Source organism: Anaeromusa acidaminophila DSM 3853, assembly GCF_000374545.1.
Lineage (GTDB): Bacteria > Bacillota > Negativicutes > Anaeromusales > Anaeromusaceae > Anaeromusa > Anaeromusa acidaminophila.
Genome location: NZ_KB894603.1, coordinates 1 through 19,937 on the forward strand (window position 1 = coordinate 1; position 19,937 = coordinate 19,937).

Genomic DNA, 19,937 nt, shown 5'->3' on the forward strand with positions numbered 1-19,937 from the left:
TTGGGAATCGACATTTCTGGTCAATTGGATATTATGTGAGTACAGTTGGCCTTAATGAAGCTACAATAAAAAAGTATATAAGAGAACAAGAGAAAGCAGATCAAATGATGGATAAAATTAGTGTAAAAGAGTTAGAAGACCCCTTCAGGGGTAGCTAGTACCAAGTGCAAAGATGGCTTGAACGAAGTGAAAAGCAGCACTTTTAGGTGCCGCTAGTAATCAGCCCTTATAGGGCTGGTGCATGCCGCCCGTTTAACGGGCGGTCATGACTCTGTGTTACATCCTCTATATCTTTGCACTTCTGTGTAAACGGTTCTTTCATTTTTACTTCTACAACAGGAATTGGTAATCCAGGCGGTAGAGATGGGAATTGTAGTCGCCGTCATGCAGATATTCCACGCCGGCGTTGAAGCGGCCTTGGCGGTAGGAAATAGTGCCTTTGTAGCTTTTGATGCTGCCGTCTTTATTGCGGGCCCAGAGGCCTTGCTCCCAAGCAAGCGCCAATGTACCGCCTCCGATAGGAATATCGTATTTTGGCGTAATGCTGAGGCGGTGTTCTTGCTGAGGCACCCAGTAAATGCCGGGCTGGGTAAACTTGGCATCGTGATAGGCGTAAGAAGCGACGGTCTCAAAACGGGCGGAATGCTTTTGCGTATACGAAAGAACGTACTTTTGTTCGCGATTTTGGTCGCTATAGAACCATTGATTGGTCTCTAATCCCAGCGAAGCGCCGGGACTGGTGCGCCACATGTGGCTGGCGGAGACGCTGCTGCGAAAGAGGTTGCGCTCGTTGGCCGGGATTGTGCCGATGCTTTCGCGGCCAACGCTGTACCAGGCGTGATGGGTGTCGCTGATACTTTGATCATACATAAGCGCGGCAGGAACAAAGCTACGCAAATCGTTTTTCGTGTAGCCGCCCCAAATAGTGAGATTGGCTTCATTTTTCAAAGGGCGCACCCATTTGAAGACCAATGTCTTTTCATCAATAGACGGACGATATTTTTGCCCCAAGCGCGTGAGATACAGCGTGTAGCTCAGCGGATTCTCCGCTTTTTCATCGGTAATCTTCATGCTGCGGGATGTTACGCCGTCGCTGTCGGTGCTGTAAGTAAAACTAGTATCAACGATTGTTTTTTTTGTATCTGTCGCTGCTTCCGCCGTTCCGTAGAAAACTAAACTGGCGGCGCAGCACAGGAAAAAAAACGCTTTTTTCATACTCTCCTCCTCTTTTTGCAGGGCCCTGCTAATGTATTCGTATCACGCGCCAGGGGCAATTCTTTTTCCGCCTGGCTGCGTCAGAAAACCTTGAAAGAGCGCCGCTATTCCTGCGGCCTTCTTCCTTGCCAGGCGAAAAAATCTCTTGCCCTGGCGGTGCACTCATGAAATCAGCAGGACCCTTGGGTCTTGGAAAAATATATTGATTAAATATCAGCCCCTATAGAATTTTAAAACAAAATATCCGCGTGCCCTCCCTCTACTCACTCTACTCCTGTTAAAATACGTGCCCTGTAATCCTCGATCGGGCCCTCTGGTCCTCCGATTCTCTTGTTCAATCCATTATTTCTCTGGCTTTTCCTCTGTTACTCTGCTTACTCTGCGTTCCGTGTCTTCTGTGTTACTTTTTCCCCGCGCCCTCCTGCTCCGCAGGCTTTTCGCTTTGCTGAAAGCCTTGGCGCTTCATGTTGCCCCAGCCTGTTTGCTGGCGCAGGGTATTCAAGTAGCCTGTGACGCGCCAAAAATTGGCCAATTGCCGGAACCAGAAGTTTTCCAAAATGGCGTAGCCCAGCAAGGTAGCCATGTAGGGGCCGGGGAAATAATCATTTTCCCGGGAGACAATGACAAGAGAGAACACCGACACAAGTACTCCTAAAAGGACGCTGCTTAGCAGCAGCAGCAAAGCAAGCGGCAGGTTGAGCAAACCAAGGCAAGCGGCAGCGACAACCATGACGTAGCCTTGCACTTCTAAAAATGGACCGAACATTTCGAAAAGGAAGAAATACGGTAAGGCCACCATCCCCAAAAGGCCATAACGGGGGTTGAGCAGCAACTGGCGGTGGAAGAAAAGAATGTCAATGAGGCCGCGCTGCCAGCGATCTCGCTGGCGGTGCAGGACAGACAGTGTAGAGGGGACTTCAGTCCAGCAGTTGGCGTTGAAGGCGTAGAGAATGCTGTGTGGCAAGTTTTGTTCGCACATGTAACGCCGCAGGCGCACGACTAGTTCCATGTCTTCGCCGACGGTGTCTTTTTTGTGGCGCTCGCTGCTGGTAAGGTAGCCGCCGATTTCGACCACGCGGTCTTTGTTGAAAAGGCCGAAAGCGCCGGAAATAATCAACAAGGAGTTGATATGCGCCCAACCGAGACGGCCGGCCATAAAGGCCCGCAAGTATTCGATGGTTTGGAAGCGCGCCAGGTGGCTGGCAGGAAGTCCGATATGAGTCAGCTCGCCGCGATCAACCTTGCAGCCATTAACCGGAAAGATATTGCCGCCCACGGCGATCGGTTCCGCCGGTGCGTCCAAGATAGTGGAAGCCAGCTTGAGAAGAGAGTCTTTTTCCAGCAGGCAGTCGGCGTCAATGCCGCAGAAAAACTCCTTCCCCGAGACGTTGATGCCCACGTTGAGGGCATCGGCCTTGCCGCCGTTGGCCTTGTCCACAACCAGCAGCTTGGGGATGGCCTTCGAGGCGTAGAGCCCTCGGATAGGCTGAGTTTTGAGACGCTGCGGCACAAAACGGTCGATTTTTTCCAGCTGAAAGTGTTCAATCAGCTGATTAAGGGTGTTGTCGTTGGAGCCGTCATTGACTACGAGCAGTTCGTAGTTGGGATAATGCAGGTTCAAAAGAGATCGGGTGCTTTCAATGATGGTGCTCTCTTCCAGGTAGGCCGGGGCGATGATGGTAATGCCAGGCAGCATACGGGGGCGGAAGAGGAAGCTACGTTTCTTTGTCTTCCATGCGTCAGCTTGTTTGCGGATGGCTAAAAGAGAAAAAAACAGAAGCGCCAAAGAAATTCCGTTGACCGCAAGGGAATAAAAAGCAATATAGTAGTTGAAGTCCAGGACAAATTGGGTCAGATGCATGTAGGGCGTCCAGGCGTAAAACTGCTCCCAATAACGTGCTGCATACAGCAGAGGCACTGACAAAAAGGCAAAGGGCAGAAGCAACTGCAGGTGAAAAACTTTTTCGTAATCGACCACATGCTCGCGGCGTTTTGCTTCTTGCGGCAGAGGCGTCTCGCCGAGCTTCTCCAAAATGCCTGCCGGTAGGTACAGACGGAGCTCTTGGCGCACCTCAGGCGCCTCCGGCAGGAGACGGCGCAACTGGTCTAGCAGAATAACCTCAATTTCCTGGGAATGGTTGCGCCGCAAAAGGCCGATGATGGCATTGGTTTTCTTGGCCTGAATAAGACGTTTCAAGGTGCGCTCCAGCATTGGATCCGGTCCGGCGGTCAAGCGCATCAGCAGATATTCGAGGCGGTTCGCCAAGACGGTTGCCAAGGCGCTTTGCGTAGTTTCCTCATGGTCTTTTTGGAATTCTGCAAGAATAAAATTCAATAAAGCCGGCTTTTTTTGGACAATCGAAGACATGGTTACCGCGGCCTGGTCGCTGTGCCGCGGTTGCCCAGAAAGAGGCAGCAACAGCTCTAAAGTACGCCGTGTAGGAATGGCGCTCAAGGCCTGAATGGTGATGTTGCGTATGACTGGATCTGGATTTTCCAGAAATAGCGGGGTTTTCAGCTCGTGGCAGTAAAAAATCCCCAAATTGCGCGTAGCGCGGTAAGCAATGTCTTTGACAGGAGAAGAAATGCACTGAAGCAGATATTTCTTCAAGGCAGCCGAAGGATAGATGGCGGCAAAATCCACTAGCAGGCTCTGAATTTCCATTTCCGTCCGCTGTGTTAGCTGCGGTACGTAATCGTGAAAGGCCTTGCCGAACGAAGCTAGACGCATGTTGACGCGAGTTCGGTACCATTGCGGCGCTCCGGGCAGTGTTTCTACCATAAGCGGGATGGCCTTGACGTCTTCAAGGCGGGCTAAAGCCGCGCATAGGTATAGTTTGGTTTGTAGGTCCTTCTCTTTTGGTAAGGCTTCTTCTAAGGCGTGGTTGGTATTGGAACAGGGCAGCGCGGCTAAGAGGAGGGCGGCTTTGCGGCGGCGTGCCGCGAAGGAGGACCGTAATTGTTGGTGATAGCGGCGTTCAACATTTGTTTCCCGCAGGGCTTTGATGAATCGATTGCGAGGATCTTTGTGCAGCTGGTGCAGCTGGGTTAGATCCTGCAGCAAATCAAAGGCTCTGCGTTTGGCTTTGCGAATCCAAGGCCGCAGTGCTTCTTCGTCGTAGTAGGCAAAGTCCTGCAGCAGGTTGCGGGTTAAGGTCAACTGCTGCCGCTTGCGTCGGTGCAGGCGGTACTTTTGGTAGGCGATAAGCGCCAAACCATAGCCGATGAATAAGAGCAAACCGGCGCAAAGCCAATATAATTCTTCTAGAGTGACCAGCATCGTGTCACCTCCTTTTTGGGCAGGGGCTGCCTAGCTATGAACCTCTCGCACCAAAGCGGATCTTTTTCGTCAGGCGTTGTCAGAAAGTCTAGGCATAGCTCCACTATGCCTGCATTTTCTTTCGCGCTTGGCGAAAAAATCTTTCTCTTTGGTGGAGCGTTCACTAACTGTCAGCCCCTGTGGAAATTTGAAATATATCGAACCCCGCAACTCTCGTTCGAACCCTCTGGTTCTCCGATTCTCGTGTTCAATCTTTTTTTCTGTTACCTCTGGCTTTTCTCTGTTCCTCTGCGTTTCGTTCTCTTCTTTTAGAACTGTAAGGCTCTTTTTTGCCGGAACTTCAGCAGCACCAGACCGATAAGCTCTGGCAGAATATACGGTTTTTGCAGGTAATGCTCTACTTCCAAGGCCAAGGCGCGCTGAATGCCTTCGTGGTCTTTAAGGTGGGACAGGAAGAAAAATGGGATGGCTTGAGAAGACGAATTTTGCCGCAGCCGTTCTCGCAGGGCGAAGCCGTCGACTTTGGGCAGCAGCACCTCGGAGATAATCAGCTCCGGTTGGTGTTTTTCCACTGCGGCGAGGGCTTCTTCGCCATTAGCCGCAGTGAGAATGCTGAAGCCTTCCGCCTGCAGCAGGCTGCACAGTACTTCTAGGTGCAATTCGTCGGTGTCAACCAACAAGATTTGTCCCAAAGAAACGGAAACAGGAATGCCGGTATCCGTAAAGACGCGGTTTCTGCCCTGTTGCCGGGCGTTAGCGAGATATCCCTTGGCTGTTTGATAGAAAGCTTGCATGCAAAGTTCGGTTTCCTCGCACTGACGCTCGGTCAGATCAGACGAAGCAATGACGCCGATGGAAACAGTGGTGGCTTCGATGAAATGTGTAGACTGTTCGACCAGATAGCGCAGTTCTTCGGCGTAGGCCAGGGCGTTTTCTTTGGCGGCGCCTTCCAGATAGCAGGCAAAAACCGGTCCATCAACTTTGAATAAATGGCTGCCTGCTTGCAAGTGTTCTTTGAGAAACAGCGCCAGGCCGCGCAGCAGCTCGTCGCCAGCTCGGCTGCCGTGCCGGAGATTGACTTGCGCCAGATTGTCTGCGCCGATGAGCAGCAGCGCTCCTGAAGGCGCTTGATACCGCGCCTGTTTGCATTGCTCTTCTAGGTATTCTAAAAACACCTTTTCATTGTTGAGTTTGGTGAGGGGACACTGGAGCAGGTGGCTGGCCGCATGCTGGACATGTTCTTGAATGCGCAGATTTTTTTCCAGCAGCGCCAGATTTTCCTGATGCAGACGTTGAGTTTCTTTTTCCAGAGAAAATAATACGGTGTCATAGATTTGCGGCGTGGCGGCGGTATAGGTATTGGTGAGCTGACGCACTAGGGGTTCTAATTGCAGCAGTAAATCCAGGCCGCGGCGTTGATACAGCGTAGCAAAGAAGGCATGCCAATTTTCTTCGGTGCCGGGAAAATCATCTGGAAGCTGCAGGCAGTCGGTCAGCAGCGGGAAGGAAGTGCCAGCAAAGAGGACATGGATTTTCCGGCGCGAAAGCAGGCCCGTAAGACGCTGCAGTACTTGATTGAGCAAGGGGGTGTAGCTGTCCTGGGGGCGCAGTTTTTTGGCCTGCGGCGTCAACAGAGAACCGCAGGCCAAGTGGCGCAGTGTCTCTATATATACCGGTAAATCCCGGCGGATGACAGAACCGTGCTGCGGAGCGATTCGCTCTAAATCCAGCTGGGAAAATACTTCCATTGCAGAGCCCAGGATGTCGGAGGAAGGCATATAATGCTCATGAAAGGCTTTCATGGCTTCCAGGTAATTGAGACCGTCCCATTCGTCTGCGAATAAAGGAGCTTCTTCTGTCAGGACACCAAAGAGATCGCTGGAAAACAAGGTGCGGCTTTGCGGATCATAAGTGGCAAAGGCGCAAGGCGAATGCAAATAGGGCGTGGGATAAAACTGTAGCAAATGATCCTGCCCAAAAACGAGGCGGTGCTCCTGCTGGCTGATATTATAAAACTCAGAACGGACGCCATAGCACTTGATAATGGGAATGGCGCGCCAGTGCGCTACAAGCTGGCCTTGAAAGCAATACTGCTCCCAAAGAGGGACGCTGGCGCAAAAATCGGGATCCTGATGCTGCAGCACAATATAGCGCAACTTCTCGATGGGAATGAGCTGTGTTACCTTGTTCCAGACCTGCGGAAAGTCGAGGGGAGATCCAGGATCGATGAGTACGGCTTCTTCTTGAGCAACGATTAAATAAGGGTTGCAGTTCAGTGGCATCTGGTTGGCGGCAGCGCCCACCCAGTAAACGCCGTTATCAAGAGAGATTGGCTTTTGGCTGTCCTTAGACATAAGAAGTCTCCTTTCCGCGGCGCGGCAGCTATATCTTTACTTTATTCTGGGCGCTGGAAGCTCTTCCTGCCTGTTTTGGGAGGAAAAGGAAAAGAAAGCAAAATCAAAGTAAAGTCGTGCTGAATGACTAAAGAAGAAGCGCAGGAAATTTGTAAAATTTGTGGAAATACTTTGATTAATATTGGTTGTTGCGGTGAAGGTGGCTTTGTAGGCTCGTAAAAGCCAAGGGGCTTTGTAAATAAGGGAGGGCGTTCGTATGTCGAAGCAAGAAAAGCTGAAAGTGCTGTTTGTGGATGATGAAGCAAATGTACTTAGCGCGATTCGCCGGGCGGTGCAGGACGAGGAATATGAGGCGCTTTTTGCTAAAAGCGGCAAAGAAGCCTTGGCGTTGTTGGAAACTGAGAACATTGCCGTTCTGGTTACCGATATGCGCATGCCGGAAATGGACGGATTACAGCTTTTAAAGCTGGCGAAAGAGCAGTTTCCCGCTACGGTGCGCATGGTTTTATCGGGGTATACCCAATTAAGCCAGGTTTTAGCGACGGTGAATCATGCCGATGTGTTTAGCTTTATTACCAAACCATGGGATGATGATTTTTCGCGCTTTATTTACCGGGCCTTGGAATATTATCAACTGAAAAAAATGGAAGCAAACATGAAAGAGACCTTGGAGTCTCGTAATAACGCCTATAAAAAAGTGTTAGACCGTATGGAAGGCAAGATGAAAGAGCAGGAGCTTCGCTTAGGGCGTATTTTGGCGTTAAGCGTGCAAACGGAAAAAGCCCGCCAGGCTGGCGCGGAGGAAGCAATGCTGCAGGCGGCGGTCCGTTGGATTCATGGGTATGCTTCTGGACTCACGCCGGAAGGATTTTCTTTGCACGAAGAAGCCGAACACCTCAAAGAGTGGTTAGTGGAGTATGCAGGCTCGGAAGAGAGAGTTCTGGAAAACTACGAAGCCCTGGGAAACGTACGAGGCTTACGTTTTTTGCCTGGATTACTGTTAAAAACGTTCCTTAATGGGGAGCAGACGCTCTTGCAGGGGCAAGTATCGCTGCGCTGGGAAGGCGAGAAAAAAATTATTCTTGAATTGCTGTTGATTACCCCCTTGGCGAGCGAAAGCCAACGGCAACTGGAAAGGTTTTTTAAAGAGCATCTGCGTGATAGCGAGATTTGGTTTGAAGAAGCGGAACTGGCGGACCGACGAGTGCTGAAGATAGGGCAGCCATTTTCGTTGCTTTAAGGCGCAGCCGCCACGGCGGCGAAGGGAGGCGGACCGGTTGAAAGCATCCATTCTCTTTGTTGATGATGAGAAACCGATTTTGCGTTCATTACGGAGAGTTTTTCAAGATACGGAGTACGAATTATTCTTTGTGGAAAGCGGCGATGCCGCCTTGCGCTTTTTGCAGTTGCAGCGAGTGGATCTGGTAATCAGCGATATGCGCATGCCGGGAATGGACGGGCATCAACTATTGCGGCGCATAAAAGAACTGTATCCGCAAACCATGCGCCTCATTCTTAGCGGCTTTGCGGAGAAAAACAGGGTGTTTACTTCGCTCCTGGATGGGTCGGCACAGATGTATTTGCTTAAGCCTTGGGACAATGAAGCTTTGTTGAGTTTGGTCGATAAAGTGCTGCTCCTGCAGAACACCTTGCGGGATAAAAAGCTGTTGACGCAAATTGAGTTTTTGGGGCAATTGCCTACGTTGCCGGAAACCTATGAAAAGCTATGCCGTTTTATCGAGGAAGAAGCGGACGTAAAAGAGATGGCGGTGCTGGTCGAGTCGGACCCGGTGATTGCCGGCAAACTACTGCAAGTAGCGAACGCCGCTTTTTATGGGGCTAAAATTGGTTCGGTACAGCAGGCTATTTCCTACTTGGGCCTAAATGTTTTGCGGGATTTGGTCTTGGCGAGCGGGCTTTTTGCCGCGCCTTCCGTGGGGCTGGCGGAGCGGAAGGTGCTGGACTTATTTTGGAGTCATTCCGTACAGGTGAACCGCTTTGTGCATCGCTTATACCAAGCCGTCTATAAAAAAAATATTTTGGAAGAATTTGCTTCCGTAGGACTGCTCCATGACTTAGGGGTCGTCGCCTTGCTAAAAGGATTTGGCGAAACCTTTTTGCCGTGGCCTTGGTATAAAGAGCAGCTTTTAGCTGGCGGGCTAAGCGCCTTGATGACGGCAGAACGAGAAAAATTCGGCGTTGCTCACAACGAGCTGGGCGGGTATTTGCTGCATTGGTGGCAGCTTCCTTATGCGTTGGTAGAAGCGGCGCTTTATCACCATGAGCCGTTAGCCGGGCATGTGGTGCATAAGGAACTGTTGTGCCTGGTTCATATTGCCAACAGCTTTTCCTGGGGGCAACTGCTGAAAAAAGAACTTTATTGCGTAGACGAATCGATTTGGCGTTTTGTCGGTCTCCAGCCGGGAACGGTGACGAAACTGCTGGCGGAACCGGAAACGAAATGAGGAGGTGAAGGCCATGGACGATAAAAATCAACCATGGAATATTTTAGTGGTTGACGATGATCGTTTTTCCCGGGCCATCTTGATAAATGCCTTAGAAAAAGACGGCTATGTCTGTCGGGAAGCAAAAGACGGCGTAGAAGCGCTGGAGATGTATCAAGCGCAAACGCCGGACCTGATTCTGATGGATGTAGAGATGCCTCGCATGGGCGGCGTGGAAGCCTGCAGGCGTATCCGGGAGCTGGAAGACTCCTCTCATGTGATGATCTTATTTATTACGGGCCATGATGAATCCAGCGATACCATCGAGCAGGCTTTTGCCGCCGGCGGTGACGATTATCTCCTTAAACCGGTCAATTTAGTCGTAATGCGCCAGCGCTTGGGACGCATGCTGGAGCATTCCGCCTTGATGCGGCGCATTCTTTTCCAAAATGACATGTTGCTGCAAATGCGCCAGATTAGCTTCGATTTTCTGCAGGAACGCGATGTCCAGGCAACTTTGGGGCGCGTGCTGCAGCAATCGTTGCGGCTGACGTCGTCGGCGCTAGGCGCGGTGTACTTGTTGAATGAAAAAGAAAACTGCATGCACTTGGCGGTGCAGGAAGGGATTTCCTTGGAGCCGATTGCTGTCTGTATTGCCAAAGGGCGGCATATGGTGGGACGCGCATGGGAAAAGGCGGAACCTTTTTTTGTTAATGAATATTCGACCTGGGAAGATCGCTTGCAGGGATCTGCTTGGAGTGATTTATGCCACATGGCGGCGCTGCCGCTGACGAGGGGCGGCATTGTTTTTGGCGTGATGGTGCTGGGTCGGCGGCGCGAACAAGGGGAGTTTACGGAGGCGCGCAAAAATGTGCTAATCCAATTGGCCGATTTATTGGCGCTAGTGGTAGATAACGCCCGCATCATGGAAGCCTTAGAAGAAGAAGTAAAACGAAGAGAATGCGCCCAACGGGAAGTGGAGGAAACTAATGGGGAGCTTTCGCTGGCGCTGACCACGCTGCAACAGGCGCAGAGTAAAATGGTGCAGCAGGAGAAATTGGCTGGCGTAGGCCAACTGGCAGCCGGCGTGGCCCACGAGATAAACAACCCCCTAGGTTTTGTAAGCAGTAATTTTTCGATGCTGCAACGCTATGTGGAACGCTTGTGCGAGCTGATCGAGGCGTACAAAAACGCGCTGGAGCAGGCGGAAGTCGAAGAAGCAGCCCAAGCGGTTGTGGCAGGCATGCGGGAAAAGGAAAAAAGCGCCAAATTGGAGCTGATGTTGGAAGATTTACCGGAACTTTTTGAGGAGACGAAGGACGGTATTGAACGTATCGGCAAAATTGTCAAGGCGTTGCGCGCTTTTTCGCGCGTGGATTCTTTAGATCAGTTCGGGGAATATGACTTGAACAGCGGCCTGGATACCACGTTGATTGTGGCGCGTAACGAGATAAAATATGTTGCTAAGATTGAGAAAAAGCTGGCGTCCTTGCCGATGATTCAAGCGATAGGCAGTCAAATTAACCAAGTACTGCTAAATCTCTTGGTGAATGCCGCACAGGCGATACAAGCGGAAGGAAGGGAGGGGCAAGGAACCATCCGCATTCAGACGTCTCAAGAAGAGGACTGGGTGCGCTGCTCCATCTACAATGACGGACCGCCTATTCCGGAAGACATTCGAGATCGTTTGTTTGAGCCTTTCTTTACGACGAAGCCGGTTGGGAAGGGTACCGGGCTGGGCTTAAGCATTTCTTATGAAATTGTCGTACAAAAGCATCATGGAGAAATCTTTTTTACCAGTGATGAAAGCGGTACGGAATTTGTGCTGCGCTTGCCGGTTATGCAGCCTGATGTTACTATCGCGGCGATTCTCTAGCGCTATACTGTAAATACAACGCGGGCAGTTAAGAAGCAACGTCTTCTTGGCTGCTCCTTTTGTTTTGGCGTTGCCACAGTAAATGACGCCCTGGGGATATATAGAAGGTAGCGCTAGTATAGGAAGACCGGTCTTCCGCCATGAGGTGGAAGAAAATGAAAAACATAGAAGAACTAGTAAGGGAGGCTCAAGAAGGCAAGAAAGCCGCGTTCGAGGAATTGTGCCGCCGTTTTACGGGGCTGGTTCGTTCGCGGGCAAGACAAAGCTTTGCCCGCAGCGTCCGCGAAGATATGGAAGGTGCGGCCTGGCTGGCTTTTGCCAAAGCTGTTAGAGAGTACCGTGCCGGCAGCGGCCATTTTGAAGGCTATGCGGCGCAGTGTGTTGCCTATGCCGTTTGGAACGCCTTTCAAAAAGAATGTAAATGTTGGCAGCGGCAGGCGGGAAGCCTAGATGCCGAGGGCTTTCCCGAAGCGGCAGGGATGGAAAATGTAGAAGAAACGGTGGAGAAAAAACTGCTGGAAGAAAAGCTGCGGCAAACCGTGAAGCGGTTATCCTCCAGGCAGCGGCAAGTTGTGCAGGAACGGCTGAGGGGGAGGTCGGTGCAAGAAATTGCCAAGCAGATGGGGGTAAGCCATCAAGCGGTCTCGCGGCTGCTGTCCAGAGCGGCGGAAGCGGTGCGCTGCGCCTGGAAAGTAAAAAAATAAAAAGAAAGGTTGCCAAACGCTCGCCCGAGCAATGTCTCTGAGTGAAAGGGGGTGAGCTTCATGGCAGTAAGCAAAGCAGTGGAATCCAGCAAAATGGTGCTGCGGGTGCAAACCGGTCTTGACGCCGCCGGTAAGGCGGTATACAAGAATGTATCCTTGAGCGGTTTGAATCCTGCCGCCGCCGATGCAGACGTCTACGACGCCGCAACCGCGCTGGGCGGACTCCAAAAAGACACCGTGGCCTCGGTGCTGCGCGTCGACCAGGGACACCTGACTAACGCGTAAGACAGACCTAGCGTAGAAAAACAAGGAGGTGAAAACCATGACGAAACGTCTGGAAATGATCTTTCGGGACGAAGCCGGTAAAGAAGCGACTCTTTCCTTGGTCAACCCCAAAGACGATCTGACTAAGGCTGGCGTAATGGCGGTCATGCAGACCGTTGCCACCAAGCGCTTGTTCCAAAACAAGAACGGCGCTTTGGTAACGCCGGTGTCCTGCCAGGTTCATACGCAGGATACGCAGGCTTTGGCCTAATAAAGAACCGGGCGGCGGGGCAACCTGCTACCCGGTTTTTTATGTGGAGAAAAGCCGGGGGAATTGGATTTGAACAGGAGTAAAAGGAGTAAAGGGAGGGTACGAATGAGGGTGACGGGGTGCGGTTTTTAGCAGGTAACAGGCACAAAAATATTAGATATGAGTCAAGGGTGCTGCTGATTTAATGAGTGCACCGTCAAGGTAGGATATTTTTTTGCCTGGCAAGAAAGAGAGCCGCAGAAATAGCGGCGCTCTTTCAAGGCTTTCTGACGCAGCCAGGTGGAAAAAGAATTGCCCTGGCGTGTGATACGAATAAATCGGCAGCACCCTGAGAAAGGAGATGTTTTAGATGGAAGCGTTGTTGGCGGCCATGTCGGCGTACGGTTTTCCGATGGTAGTTGCGGCCTATCTTCTGGTGCGGGTGGAGACCCGCCTGGATCGGCTCAGCGAATGCATTCAAGAACTGGCGCGGGCGATCGGCGCGAAAGGCGGCGTGTAAAAAGTTTGTAAAAAAGGAGTCAGCGGTATGGGATGCCGCTGGCTCCTTTTTCGATATACCAGAATTTATTTTTATTATAAATTCTTCTCTGGCCTTTCCTCTGTTACTCTGCTTACTCGGTGTTTCATCCTGTCCATAAAGGAATCTGAGGCCAAAAAGGCGAAATACTTTCAGCGCATACGATGCGGCATTATTTTTCTGCGAGGTGACTTATGGCGAAACAACGATATCAGGCGTTGGCGGCGTTAGGCGTGGCCGCCGCCGGGATGGCGGCGAGCTTGCCTTACGGGCATACCGTTGGCGGCGCTTTGGCGCAAAGCGCCTTTGGCGCGGCCTTGGTGGGCGGCTTGGCGGACTGGTTTGCGGTGACCGCCCTTTTTGGCAAGCCCTTAGGTTTTATTTCCTGGCGGGCGAATCTGGTGGCTCGCAACAAGGAACGGATACTAACGGATCTGACGGATCTAGTAGAAAAAGAGCTGTTGACGCCGGATAATATTATGCAGGTGCTGCAGCGTTATGATGCGGCGGCGGTATTGCTTGACTATCTGCGGCGTCAGGGCGGGCGAGATACGCTGCGCCGCGTATTGGAGCGACTACTGCAGGACATGACCTTGGCGGTGCGCCCGGAAGAAATGGGGCGGCTGGCGGATCAACTGCTGCGCATGGGGCTGGAACGGACGGAACTAGCGCCCTTGGCGCTGCGCGCCGGCGCGTGGAGCCTGCGGCAGCGCTATGACGACGTAGTGATAGCGCATGTGTTGGAGCAGGTGAGAGAGGCGCTAAAGACGGCGGAGTTTCGGGCGATTTTACTGGAAGTGCTGGAGGCGGCGATGGCTCGTTACGAGGCGGGCGGCATGCTGCGCAGCATGGTTAATCGCGCTGCGGGCCTGACGGCGGAAGATCGGGTGGATATGGTACTGCAGTGGTTGGAACGATTTGTGCAGAACCTGGCCGATCCGGAGCGGCCCCTGCGTCGTCGCTTACGGGCTTGGTGTTGGAAAAAGCTGCTGGGACTGCGGCAGCCGGAACGGCGGCAACAACTGGAAGAATGGAAAGGCGAGTGGCTGAGCCGGCATCCCGGATTTTTTGCTCAATGGCTGACGCCCTGGGTGCAGGAGCTGCAGCAGGAGGTGCTGCAAGGAAAAGATCGCTTGCTGCCACACCAGGCGGAAGCTCTTACGGCGGCGGTGGAAAAAAGCTTGTCCGCGGAAAAAGATCAGCAAGGGGCCTTGGATCGTTGGATGAAGGAGCAGCTGTGCCGCTGGCTGCAGCGTCATCCTCTCGATTTGGCTTCCTTTGTTGCCGCCAGCGAATTGGGACGCAAATCCGGCGAAGAGCTGGCTGCTTATGTACAGGAAAAAGTGGGCGATGATTTGCAGATGATCCGCATTAACGGCTCGGTGGTAGGCGGTTTGGCAGGGGCCTTCTTATTTCTCCTGACGCAGCTTGTGGAATGGGGGGTGGGACAATGAACCCCTTTGTCAAAGCTAACCGCATTTTAGCGGGTGTTGGCGTTCTCTTTCTCGTCTGCTTGGCCGTTAAGCTGGCCTATCCTCAGAGCTTGGCCGCCCGCTGCATGTTATTTGCCGCGGAAGCGGCCCTGGTTGGCGGCATTGCCGACTGGTTTGCGGTGGAGGCGCTGTTTCGCCGCCCCTTAGGCCTGTCTTGGCATACCGGGCTGATTCCTCGCAATCGTCGCCGTCTCATCGACGGCACTGCCAAAATGGTGCAGGATAAGTTTTTCAGCCAAAGTCAGTTGCAAAAGGCCCTGGAAAGCTGGCCGATTGCGGAAACCTTTATTGATTGGGTGGAAGAAGGCAAAGGCCGCTATATTTTGCTGCTTTTGGCGCGGCAGCTGCTGCGGGACTGGCTGGATAAGCTGGAACCGGAAGCGTTGGCAGGCAAAATGGAAGGCTGGGTTCGCGGTCAGCTCAGTCAACTCGCGGCGGCCCCAGCCGTGGCCGCCTGGGGGCGGCAGGCGCTGGCGGAAAAGCGAGAAGCGCCCTTGTGGGAAGCGCTGGCGAATGCGCTGCTCAAACAGGTGCGGCGACCAGAATCGCAAGAGGTGCTGGAGGGCTGGCTGCGCGCTGCTTATGAAGCGGAATTGGCGAAACGCAATCCTCTCATGCAGCTTTTGGGAGGCATGATGGAAGCCGCCGGACAGATTGACACGAAAGATCTGGCCAAAGCGGCGCTGGAAGAAACCGAGAAGTTTTTGGAGGCTCTGCGTACGGAAGAGCAGCATCCGCTGCGCCTTTGGATACGGGACAAGGCGGAGGAGCTGTTGCTGGAGCTGGAAGCAAGCCCCGACCAGGCGCAGCGTCTAGAAGCTTGGAAAGAAGAGCTCTTCCAGGCGGTTCCGGTACAGGAGGTGCTTCTGCAGCTTCTGCGCCTGCTTCGTTCGCCAGTAGGGCCCAAAGCCGAGCTGGAAGCGCTGCTGGGAGAGCCGGGGCGGGATATTTCCTTGCGGACTCCCTTGGTTTCCTGGGTGCTCACCCAGCTCATGGGCTACTGGGATTATTTCAAAAAGAACCAGTCCTTGCGGCTTTTGCTGGAAGGATCCTGCAAGGAAGCTCTTAGCCACCTCTTGGCAGGGCATCGCCATTTGATCGGCGAAGTGGCTGTACACGCTCTGGACCGCCTCAGCGCCGCGCGCTTGAACCGGCTGGTGGAGGAAAAGATCGGCGAAGATCTGGCCTGGATTCGTATTAACGGCTCCCTCGTGGGCGGCATCATCGGCTTTTGCCTCTTCTGGGCGCTGGAAGCGCTGCGGTAAAGCAGGGCAGGAACGGAGCTCGAACAAGAGTAGAGGGAGTAAAGTGAGGGCTCGACCGGGGGTGGATTGAACAAGAGTCGCGATGAGAATCGGCGACGGCGCTGGATGCGCCATGGATGGCGTAGCATCCGGTCTCCGCCAGAAAAGACCGGAGAGAATAAGCGGCAAGGGGCTGTGTGCAAAGCAGCTTCTTGCCGTTGTTTGTCTGAGGTGTTATGGCTGGAAGGAATTTCTTAAAGGAAAGAGAAGAAAAAAGACTGTGTGAATTTACATAATTTAAGAGAGGGGTTGTTTGTAAAGTGAAACAAGATGTGGATTGGGATGCGAAAAACAAGGAGCTGCTGACACGATACCAGCAAGGAGATAAAAAAGCGCTGGATGAGTTTTTGGCATGCAACCAAGGCCTTGTGCGTCATCTGCTGCGGCGCTATCGACGGCTGCCGCTGGGTATGGACGAAGACGATCTGATGTGATGCAATTAGGTTTTTTAGGGCTTATCGAAGCGGCGCAGCGGCCGCAGGCGTTAGAAAAGACTTGCTTGTCCAATTATCTTTCCTTCTGTATTCGCAAACGGCTTTATTTGGGAATTTGGCAGGAAGGGTATTTGGTGCACTTGCCGCGACGGCAGCATGAGGCTGTCATACAGACGCGGCGCATGGAGGAAGAGCGGCTGGTGAGAGGCAAACCCGAAGAATGGGGCTGGCTGCGGCTGGGCTTGTCTGCTGCGGACTATCGGGCGCGGCTACGCTGTTATCAAGTGTTTTTAGGCGGCCATGCTTCGCTGGACGCGGCGAAAGAGGGGGAGACGCGGCTTTGGAATGTGCTGCGCACGGAAAAAGAATCTTCGCCGGAGCTGCAAACCTTTCTACAACTGTTGCTGCGTCGTCTGCCGAAGCAACAGTTCTGGGTGCTGCGCGGCTATTTCGGACTGGACCATACTAAACGGCGTTCGTTGCGAGAGTTGGGGCGTCGATCCGGTTTGTCGGAAGAGCAGGTGCGCCAGATCTTGCGGGAGACGTTGGAGCGTCTGCGGCATAGTATGGAGAAACGGCTATAGTTTTTGCGGCGTGATTCTCAAAAACGCTCGTTGTGCAGAGCAGGAGTTTTGGCAGCTAAGCAAGAATCCGTACCCATTACCCTAGCTTCCTGCTGTGCTTAGTAGAGAAGCTCTTTCGTGTTTTAACTGCGGAGAGGCGGATTTTGATGAAAACCATTGCCATTGTGACGAACGGTGTAACGCATTTAGGGGCGTTTTTAAAAGAAAATTTGGAAGAGGTGCTCGCAGGCTATGTGGAGATCAACCTGTATGCGCTAAATGAGCTGGCGCAGCCGGCGCGGCTGGAAGAGGATGTCGTGCTGGTAATGCTGAAAAGCAAGGTGCTGGAGGTGGAGGGCTATGTACCCGATACCAGCCGCATTTTGGTGGTGCAGCGGACGGTGCGCGAAGGGGCGGTGGAGCCTCTTTTGTCTTTGCCCGAGGGAACGAGGGTGCTGGTGGTCAACGACGCGCCGGAGACGACGCTGGAGACGGTGGCCTTTTTGTACCAAGTAGGGTTGCGGCATTTGCGGCTTATTCCCTACGATCCAGACAAGCCGGTGGACTGCTTGTTGGCGACGACGCCCGGAGAGGCTCAGTTGGTGCCGCCGCCGATCTCGATGATTGTCGATTTAGGAAATCGGGTGATCGATATCTCGACCTTTTTAGAAATCATCAACCGCTTGGGCTTGGAGTGCGCCGAGCTCAGTCGCCGGTTGGTCTTATACGCGGAGTCGACCGTCAATGTGGCAGGAGGCATTAAAGAGCAGCAACGGCAATTGTTTTTGCAGAAGGCGCAGCTGGAATCGGTGGTGGATTTGGCGAAAGAAGGGCTGCTGCTATTGGATGCGCAAGGCCGCGTGCTAGTAGCGAATGCGGCGATGAAAGAGCTGCTGAAGCTCGAAGGAGACGCTTTTTTGGGGCGGCGGGCGGCGAATCTGCTGCCTGCGCCGCTAGCGGCGCTTTTGCCTGGCGGCGATGTGCGGGGCGAGATGGTGGAGCTGGGCGGACGGGAACTGCTGGCGGGAAAGCAGACCATTTTGCAGTTCGGAGAGGCGGCGGGCTGCTGTCTTAGCGTGCAGGACATTACCTACTTGCGGCAGCTGGAAAAGTCGAAGGAACGCCGCCTGCGTTCGCAGGGGCTGGCGGCGCGGTACTCCTTTGCCGATATACGTACGGAATCCCTGCGGATGCGGGGATGCTTGAACTTGGCGGAGAGGATGGCGTCGTCCGGGTTAACGGTGCTCATTGTCGGCGAAAGCGGCACGGGCAAGGAACTTTTGGCGCAGTCTCTTCATAACGCGTCGCCGCGCAAAAACCAGCCCTTTGTAGCGGTGAACTGCGCGGCGGTGCCGGAGGCTCTCTTGGAAAGCGAGCTGTTTGGTTACGAGGGAGGGGCTTTTACAGGGGCCTTGCGCGAAGGCAAGCGCGGCCTTTTCGAGCGGGCTCACGGCGGCACGGTGTTCTTGGATGAGGTCGGGGATATGCCTTTGGCTCTGCAGGCGCGGCTGCTGCGGGTGCTGCAGGAGAAGCAGCTGACCCGGCTGGGATCAAGCCAGGTGCTTAATGTGGATATTCGAGTGGTGGCGGCGACGCATCTGGATTTGCGTCAGCTTGTAGAAACGGGGCGTTTTCGGCAAGATCTGTATTATCGCCTGCATGTGCTGCCGCTAGTCGTGCCGCCGCTGCGAGAGCGGCGCGAGGATATTTTACCCCTGCTTTCCTTCTTTTTGGGCGAACAGGGGCGGCCGCAGCTTGCGGCGGACGAAGGCGCGCAAGCGGCGCTCTTAGCGTATGCCTGGCCGGGAAATATTCGGGAGCTGCAAAATGTGGCGGCCTATGCAGCCTTTGCCGCGGGAGAACGTATTGGCGAGGCGGATCTGCCGTACTATGTGAGAGAGACGCCGCGGGAAGAGGAAGCCTTTCGACGGCACGAAGCTTGGCCGTTGGCGCAAAAAGCGCTTGCCTGTTTGGCAAGCGGGTCTGCAGGCCGAAAAGCGATTGGCATTCACTTGAAGGAGCAAGGATGCGCGGTCAGCGAGGGCGAAGTGCGACGGGCGCTGGAATGGCTGCAAAGCTGGGGGCTGACGGAGGCGCAAACCGGGCGCGGCGGCAGCCGCTTGACGGAGAAGGGCGCGACTGTGGCGAGGCAGCTTGCAGCCTTGCGTTAGGCTGTTTCGTTTGAACGTTCCCGCAGGCTGTTATGTAAGAAGGAACCCTATTTCAACGAAATAGGTGAAAAACAGGTTGGAACAGGAAATGAAAAACCTGTTTATATAGAAGAAACATTAGATTTGTTTATGCATGAAGGACTTGGACGCATGAATTCTTCTTCCAGGAGAAAAGGCGGTCTAAGTCCTTGCTTTTTGACGCAACGGCGTTCAAAGATAGTTGGCACAAACTTTGCTACTTAAAAGTTCAGCAGTAAATGAGGAGGCGGTTATCTATGAAAGAACCGATTATCGGGTTACTAGGGAGCCGGCTGGTTATGCCGGGCGCTCCGTTTCCCGGGCTGGAGCGGGATTACATCAACCATGACTATGTAGAAGCGTTGCGGGCGGCGGGGGCGGTGCCTCTTTTGCTGCCGGTGCTGGATACGGCGGCGATAACGGCGCAACTGTCCTGTGTAGATGCGGTGGTTTTCCCGGGAGGGCATGACGTGGATCCTTTCAGCTACGGCCAGCAGCCTCGTCGAGGGATCGGAGAAATATTGCCGGAGCGGGACGTCTATGATCTGGCGGTTTTTCAGGAGGCTCGGCGTTTAGGACTGCCCATTCTAGGGGTTTGCCGGGGGATGCAGCTTATTAACGTAGCTTGCGGCGGTACGCTGCATCAGGACGTGGCCTTGGCCGGTCCGGAAGTGGGAAACCATTGGCAGGGATACCCGCGGCACATTGCCAGCCACACCGTAGAGGTGGAGGAACATTCGTTGCTGGCGGAAGCCATCGGCGCAAGCGGCGAGGTGCGGGTGAACAGCCATCATCACCAAGTGGTGGACAAATTGGGCGAAGGCTTGCGTGTGAGCGCCAGAGCCTTGGACGGCGTAGTGGAAGCGGTGGAAAGCACTAGCGGGGCTTGGCTGTTGGCGGTGCAATGGCATCCGGAAATGATGGCGGCGACTTCGGCTCCTATGGCATGTTTGTTTAAGAAGTTTATCAACACGATTCAAAAGAATTAATACTAATTTATATCTTTTTTAGGGAATTAAGGAGGAGGCA

At 53.4% G+C, this 19,937-nt stretch carries 17 protein-coding genes; 14 read left to right on the forward strand and 3 right to left on the reverse strand.

All coding sequences use genetic code 11. From position 1 onward, the window contains the following. Window positions 1-158 (forward strand): transposase (locus C508_RS18745; protein WP_018704210.1); only part of this gene is annotated, 158 nt, incomplete at its 5' end. 172 nt (window positions 159-330) lie between these two features. Here the strand turns inward: C508_RS18745 and C508_RS0114065 are convergent. The 3 genes from C508_RS0114065 to C508_RS19620 all read right to left on the reverse strand — a co-directional run bounded on the left by C508_RS0114065 (window position 331) and on the right by C508_RS19620 (window position 6,849). After that, window positions 331-1,215, reverse strand: a complete 885-nt coding sequence (locus C508_RS0114065; protein WP_018704211.1) for a hypothetical protein — start codon at window positions 1,213-1,215, stop codon at window positions 331-333. 400 nt (window positions 1,216-1,615) lie between these two features. Further along, window positions 1,616-4,495: a glycosyltransferase family 2 protein gene (locus C508_RS20170; protein ID WP_018704212.1), complete on the reverse strand. Its 2,880-nt coding sequence runs from the start codon at window positions 4,493-4,495 to the stop codon at window positions 1,616-1,618. Window positions 4,496-4,803: 308 nt separating this feature from the next. Then, window positions 4,804-6,849 (reverse strand): oxygen-binding di-iron domain-containing protein, encoded by a 2,046-nt coding sequence (locus tag C508_RS19620; RefSeq protein ID WP_018704213.1) that lies wholly within the window; start codon window positions 6,847-6,849, stop codon window positions 4,804-4,806. Window positions 6,850-7,105: 256 nt separating this feature from the next. On the opposite strand from C508_RS19620, the gene C508_RS19625 reads away from it, so the two are divergent. From C508_RS19625 to C508_RS18780, 13 genes are all read left to right on the forward strand, one after another. Beyond that, entirely contained in the window at window positions 7,106-8,089 is a 984-nt protein-coding gene (locus tag C508_RS19625) for a response regulator (protein ID WP_018704215.1), read from the forward strand. A 37-nt stretch (window positions 8,090-8,126) separates the two neighbouring features. After that, window positions 8,127-9,314 (forward strand): HDOD domain-containing protein, encoded by a 1,188-nt coding sequence (locus tag C508_RS18765; protein WP_018704216.1) that lies wholly within the window; start codon window positions 8,127-8,129, stop codon window positions 9,312-9,314. Window positions 9,315-9,327: 13 nt separating this feature from the next. Beyond that, window positions 9,328-11,169 carry a response regulator gene (locus C508_RS20865; RefSeq protein WP_018704217.1) on the forward strand — a complete coding sequence of 614 codons (1,842 nt, stop codon included), beginning with the start codon at window positions 9,328-9,330 and terminating at the stop codon, window positions 11,167-11,169. Between the two features lie 155 nt (window positions 11,170-11,324). Further along, window positions 11,325-11,873: an RNA polymerase sigma factor gene (locus C508_RS0114100; RefSeq protein ID WP_018704218.1), complete on the forward strand. Its 549-nt coding sequence runs from the start codon at window positions 11,325-11,327 to the stop codon at window positions 11,871-11,873. Between the two features lie 60 nt (window positions 11,874-11,933). Beyond that, entirely contained in the window at window positions 11,934-12,158 is a 225-nt protein-coding gene (locus C508_RS0114105) for a DUF1659 domain-containing protein (protein ID WP_018704219.1), read from the forward strand. A 37-nt stretch (window positions 12,159-12,195) separates the two neighbouring features. Continuing rightward, window positions 12,196-12,408 carry a DUF2922 domain-containing protein gene (locus tag C508_RS0114110; RefSeq protein WP_018704220.1) on the forward strand — a complete coding sequence of 71 codons (213 nt, stop codon included), beginning with the start codon at window positions 12,196-12,198 and terminating at the stop codon, window positions 12,406-12,408. Between the two features lie 349 nt (window positions 12,409-12,757). Then, window positions 12,758-12,907 (forward strand): YvrJ family protein, encoded by a 150-nt coding sequence (locus tag C508_RS19910; RefSeq protein ID WP_018704221.1) that lies wholly within the window; start codon window positions 12,758-12,760, stop codon window positions 12,905-12,907. Between the two features lie 212 nt (window positions 12,908-13,119). Next, on the forward strand, window positions 13,120-14,379 hold the full coding sequence (locus C508_RS0114120; protein WP_018704222.1) for a DUF445 domain-containing protein: 1,260 nt from the start codon (window positions 13,120-13,122) through the stop codon (window positions 14,377-14,379). Beyond that, window positions 14,376-15,683, forward strand: a complete 1,308-nt coding sequence (locus C508_RS0114125) for a DUF445 domain-containing protein (protein ID WP_018704223.1) — start codon at window positions 14,376-14,378, stop codon at window positions 15,681-15,683. The genes C508_RS0114120 and C508_RS0114125 overlap by 4 nt, the downstream gene beginning before the upstream one ends. Before the next feature lie 299 nt (window positions 15,684-15,982). Continuing rightward, on the forward strand, window positions 15,983-16,156 hold the full coding sequence (locus C508_RS20405) for a hypothetical protein (RefSeq protein ID WP_018704225.1): 174 nt from the start codon (window positions 15,983-15,985) through the stop codon (window positions 16,154-16,156). Next, complete coding sequence (locus C508_RS0114140) at window positions 16,156-16,740, forward strand: sigma factor-like helix-turn-helix DNA-binding protein (RefSeq protein ID WP_026319547.1); 585 nt, start codon at window positions 16,156-16,158, stop codon at window positions 16,738-16,740. Before C508_RS20405 ends, C508_RS0114140 begins: the two co-directional genes overlap by 1 nt. Window positions 16,741-16,886: 146 nt before the next feature. Further along, window positions 16,887-18,890 (forward strand): sigma-54 interaction domain-containing protein, encoded by a 2,004-nt coding sequence (locus C508_RS18775; RefSeq protein WP_018704227.1) that lies wholly within the window; start codon window positions 16,887-16,889, stop codon window positions 18,888-18,890. Between the two features lie 275 nt (window positions 18,891-19,165). Next, window positions 19,166-19,897 carry a gamma-glutamyl-gamma-aminobutyrate hydrolase family protein gene (locus C508_RS18780; RefSeq protein ID WP_018704228.1) on the forward strand — a complete coding sequence of 244 codons (732 nt, stop codon included), beginning with the start codon at window positions 19,166-19,168 and terminating at the stop codon, window positions 19,895-19,897. Window positions 19,898-19,937 lie beyond the last annotated feature (40 nt).

Excerpts from the sequence above, each read along its gene's own strand:
- C508_RS0114100 (WP_018704218.1), top strand. The coding sequence starts at position 11,325 with ATGAAAAACATAGAAGAACTAGTAAGGGAGGCTCAAGAAGGCAAGAAA.
- C508_RS0114105 (WP_018704219.1), top strand. The coding sequence starts at position 11,934 with ATGGCAGTAAGCAAAGCAGTGGAATCCAGCAAAATGGTGCTGCGGGTG.
- C508_RS0114120 (WP_018704222.1), top strand. The coding sequence starts at position 13,120 with ATGGCGAAACAACGATATCAGGCGTTGGCGGCGTTAGGCGTGGCCGCC.
- C508_RS20865 (WP_018704217.1), top strand. The coding sequence starts at position 9,328 with ATGGACGATAAAAATCAACCATGGAATATTTTAGTGGTTGACGATGAT.
- C508_RS19910 (WP_018704221.1), top strand. The coding sequence starts at position 12,758 with ATGGAAGCGTTGTTGGCGGCCATGTCGGCGTACGGTTTTCCGATGGTA.
- C508_RS0114110 (WP_018704220.1), top strand. The coding sequence starts at position 12,196 with ATGACGAAACGTCTGGAAATGATCTTTCGGGACGAAGCCGGTAAAGAA.
- C508_RS0114125 (WP_018704223.1), top strand. The coding sequence starts at position 14,376 with ATGAACCCCTTTGTCAAAGCTAACCGCATTTTAGCGGGTGTTGGCGTT.
- C508_RS20170 (WP_018704212.1), bottom strand. The coding sequence starts at position 4,495 with ATGCTGGTCACTCTAGAAGAATTATATTGGCTTTGCGCCGGTTTGCTC.
- C508_RS0114140 (WP_026319547.1), top strand. The coding sequence starts at position 16,156 with ATGCAATTAGGTTTTTTAGGGCTTATCGAAGCGGCGCAGCGGCCGCAG.
- C508_RS18775 (WP_018704227.1), top strand. The coding sequence starts at position 16,887 with ATGAAAACCATTGCCATTGTGACGAACGGTGTAACGCATTTAGGGGCG.
- C508_RS19620 (WP_018704213.1), bottom strand. The coding sequence starts at position 6,849 with ATGTCTAAGGACAGCCAAAAGCCAATCTCTCTTGATAACGGCGTTTAC.
- C508_RS0114065 (WP_018704211.1), bottom strand. The coding sequence starts at position 1,215 with ATGAAAAAAGCGTTTTTTTTCCTGTGCTGCGCCGCCAGTTTAGTTTTC.
- C508_RS18780 (WP_018704228.1), top strand. The coding sequence starts at position 19,166 with ATGAAAGAACCGATTATCGGGTTACTAGGGAGCCGGCTGGTTATGCCG.
- C508_RS19625 (WP_018704215.1), top strand. The coding sequence starts at position 7,106 with ATGTCGAAGCAAGAAAAGCTGAAAGTGCTGTTTGTGGATGATGAAGCA.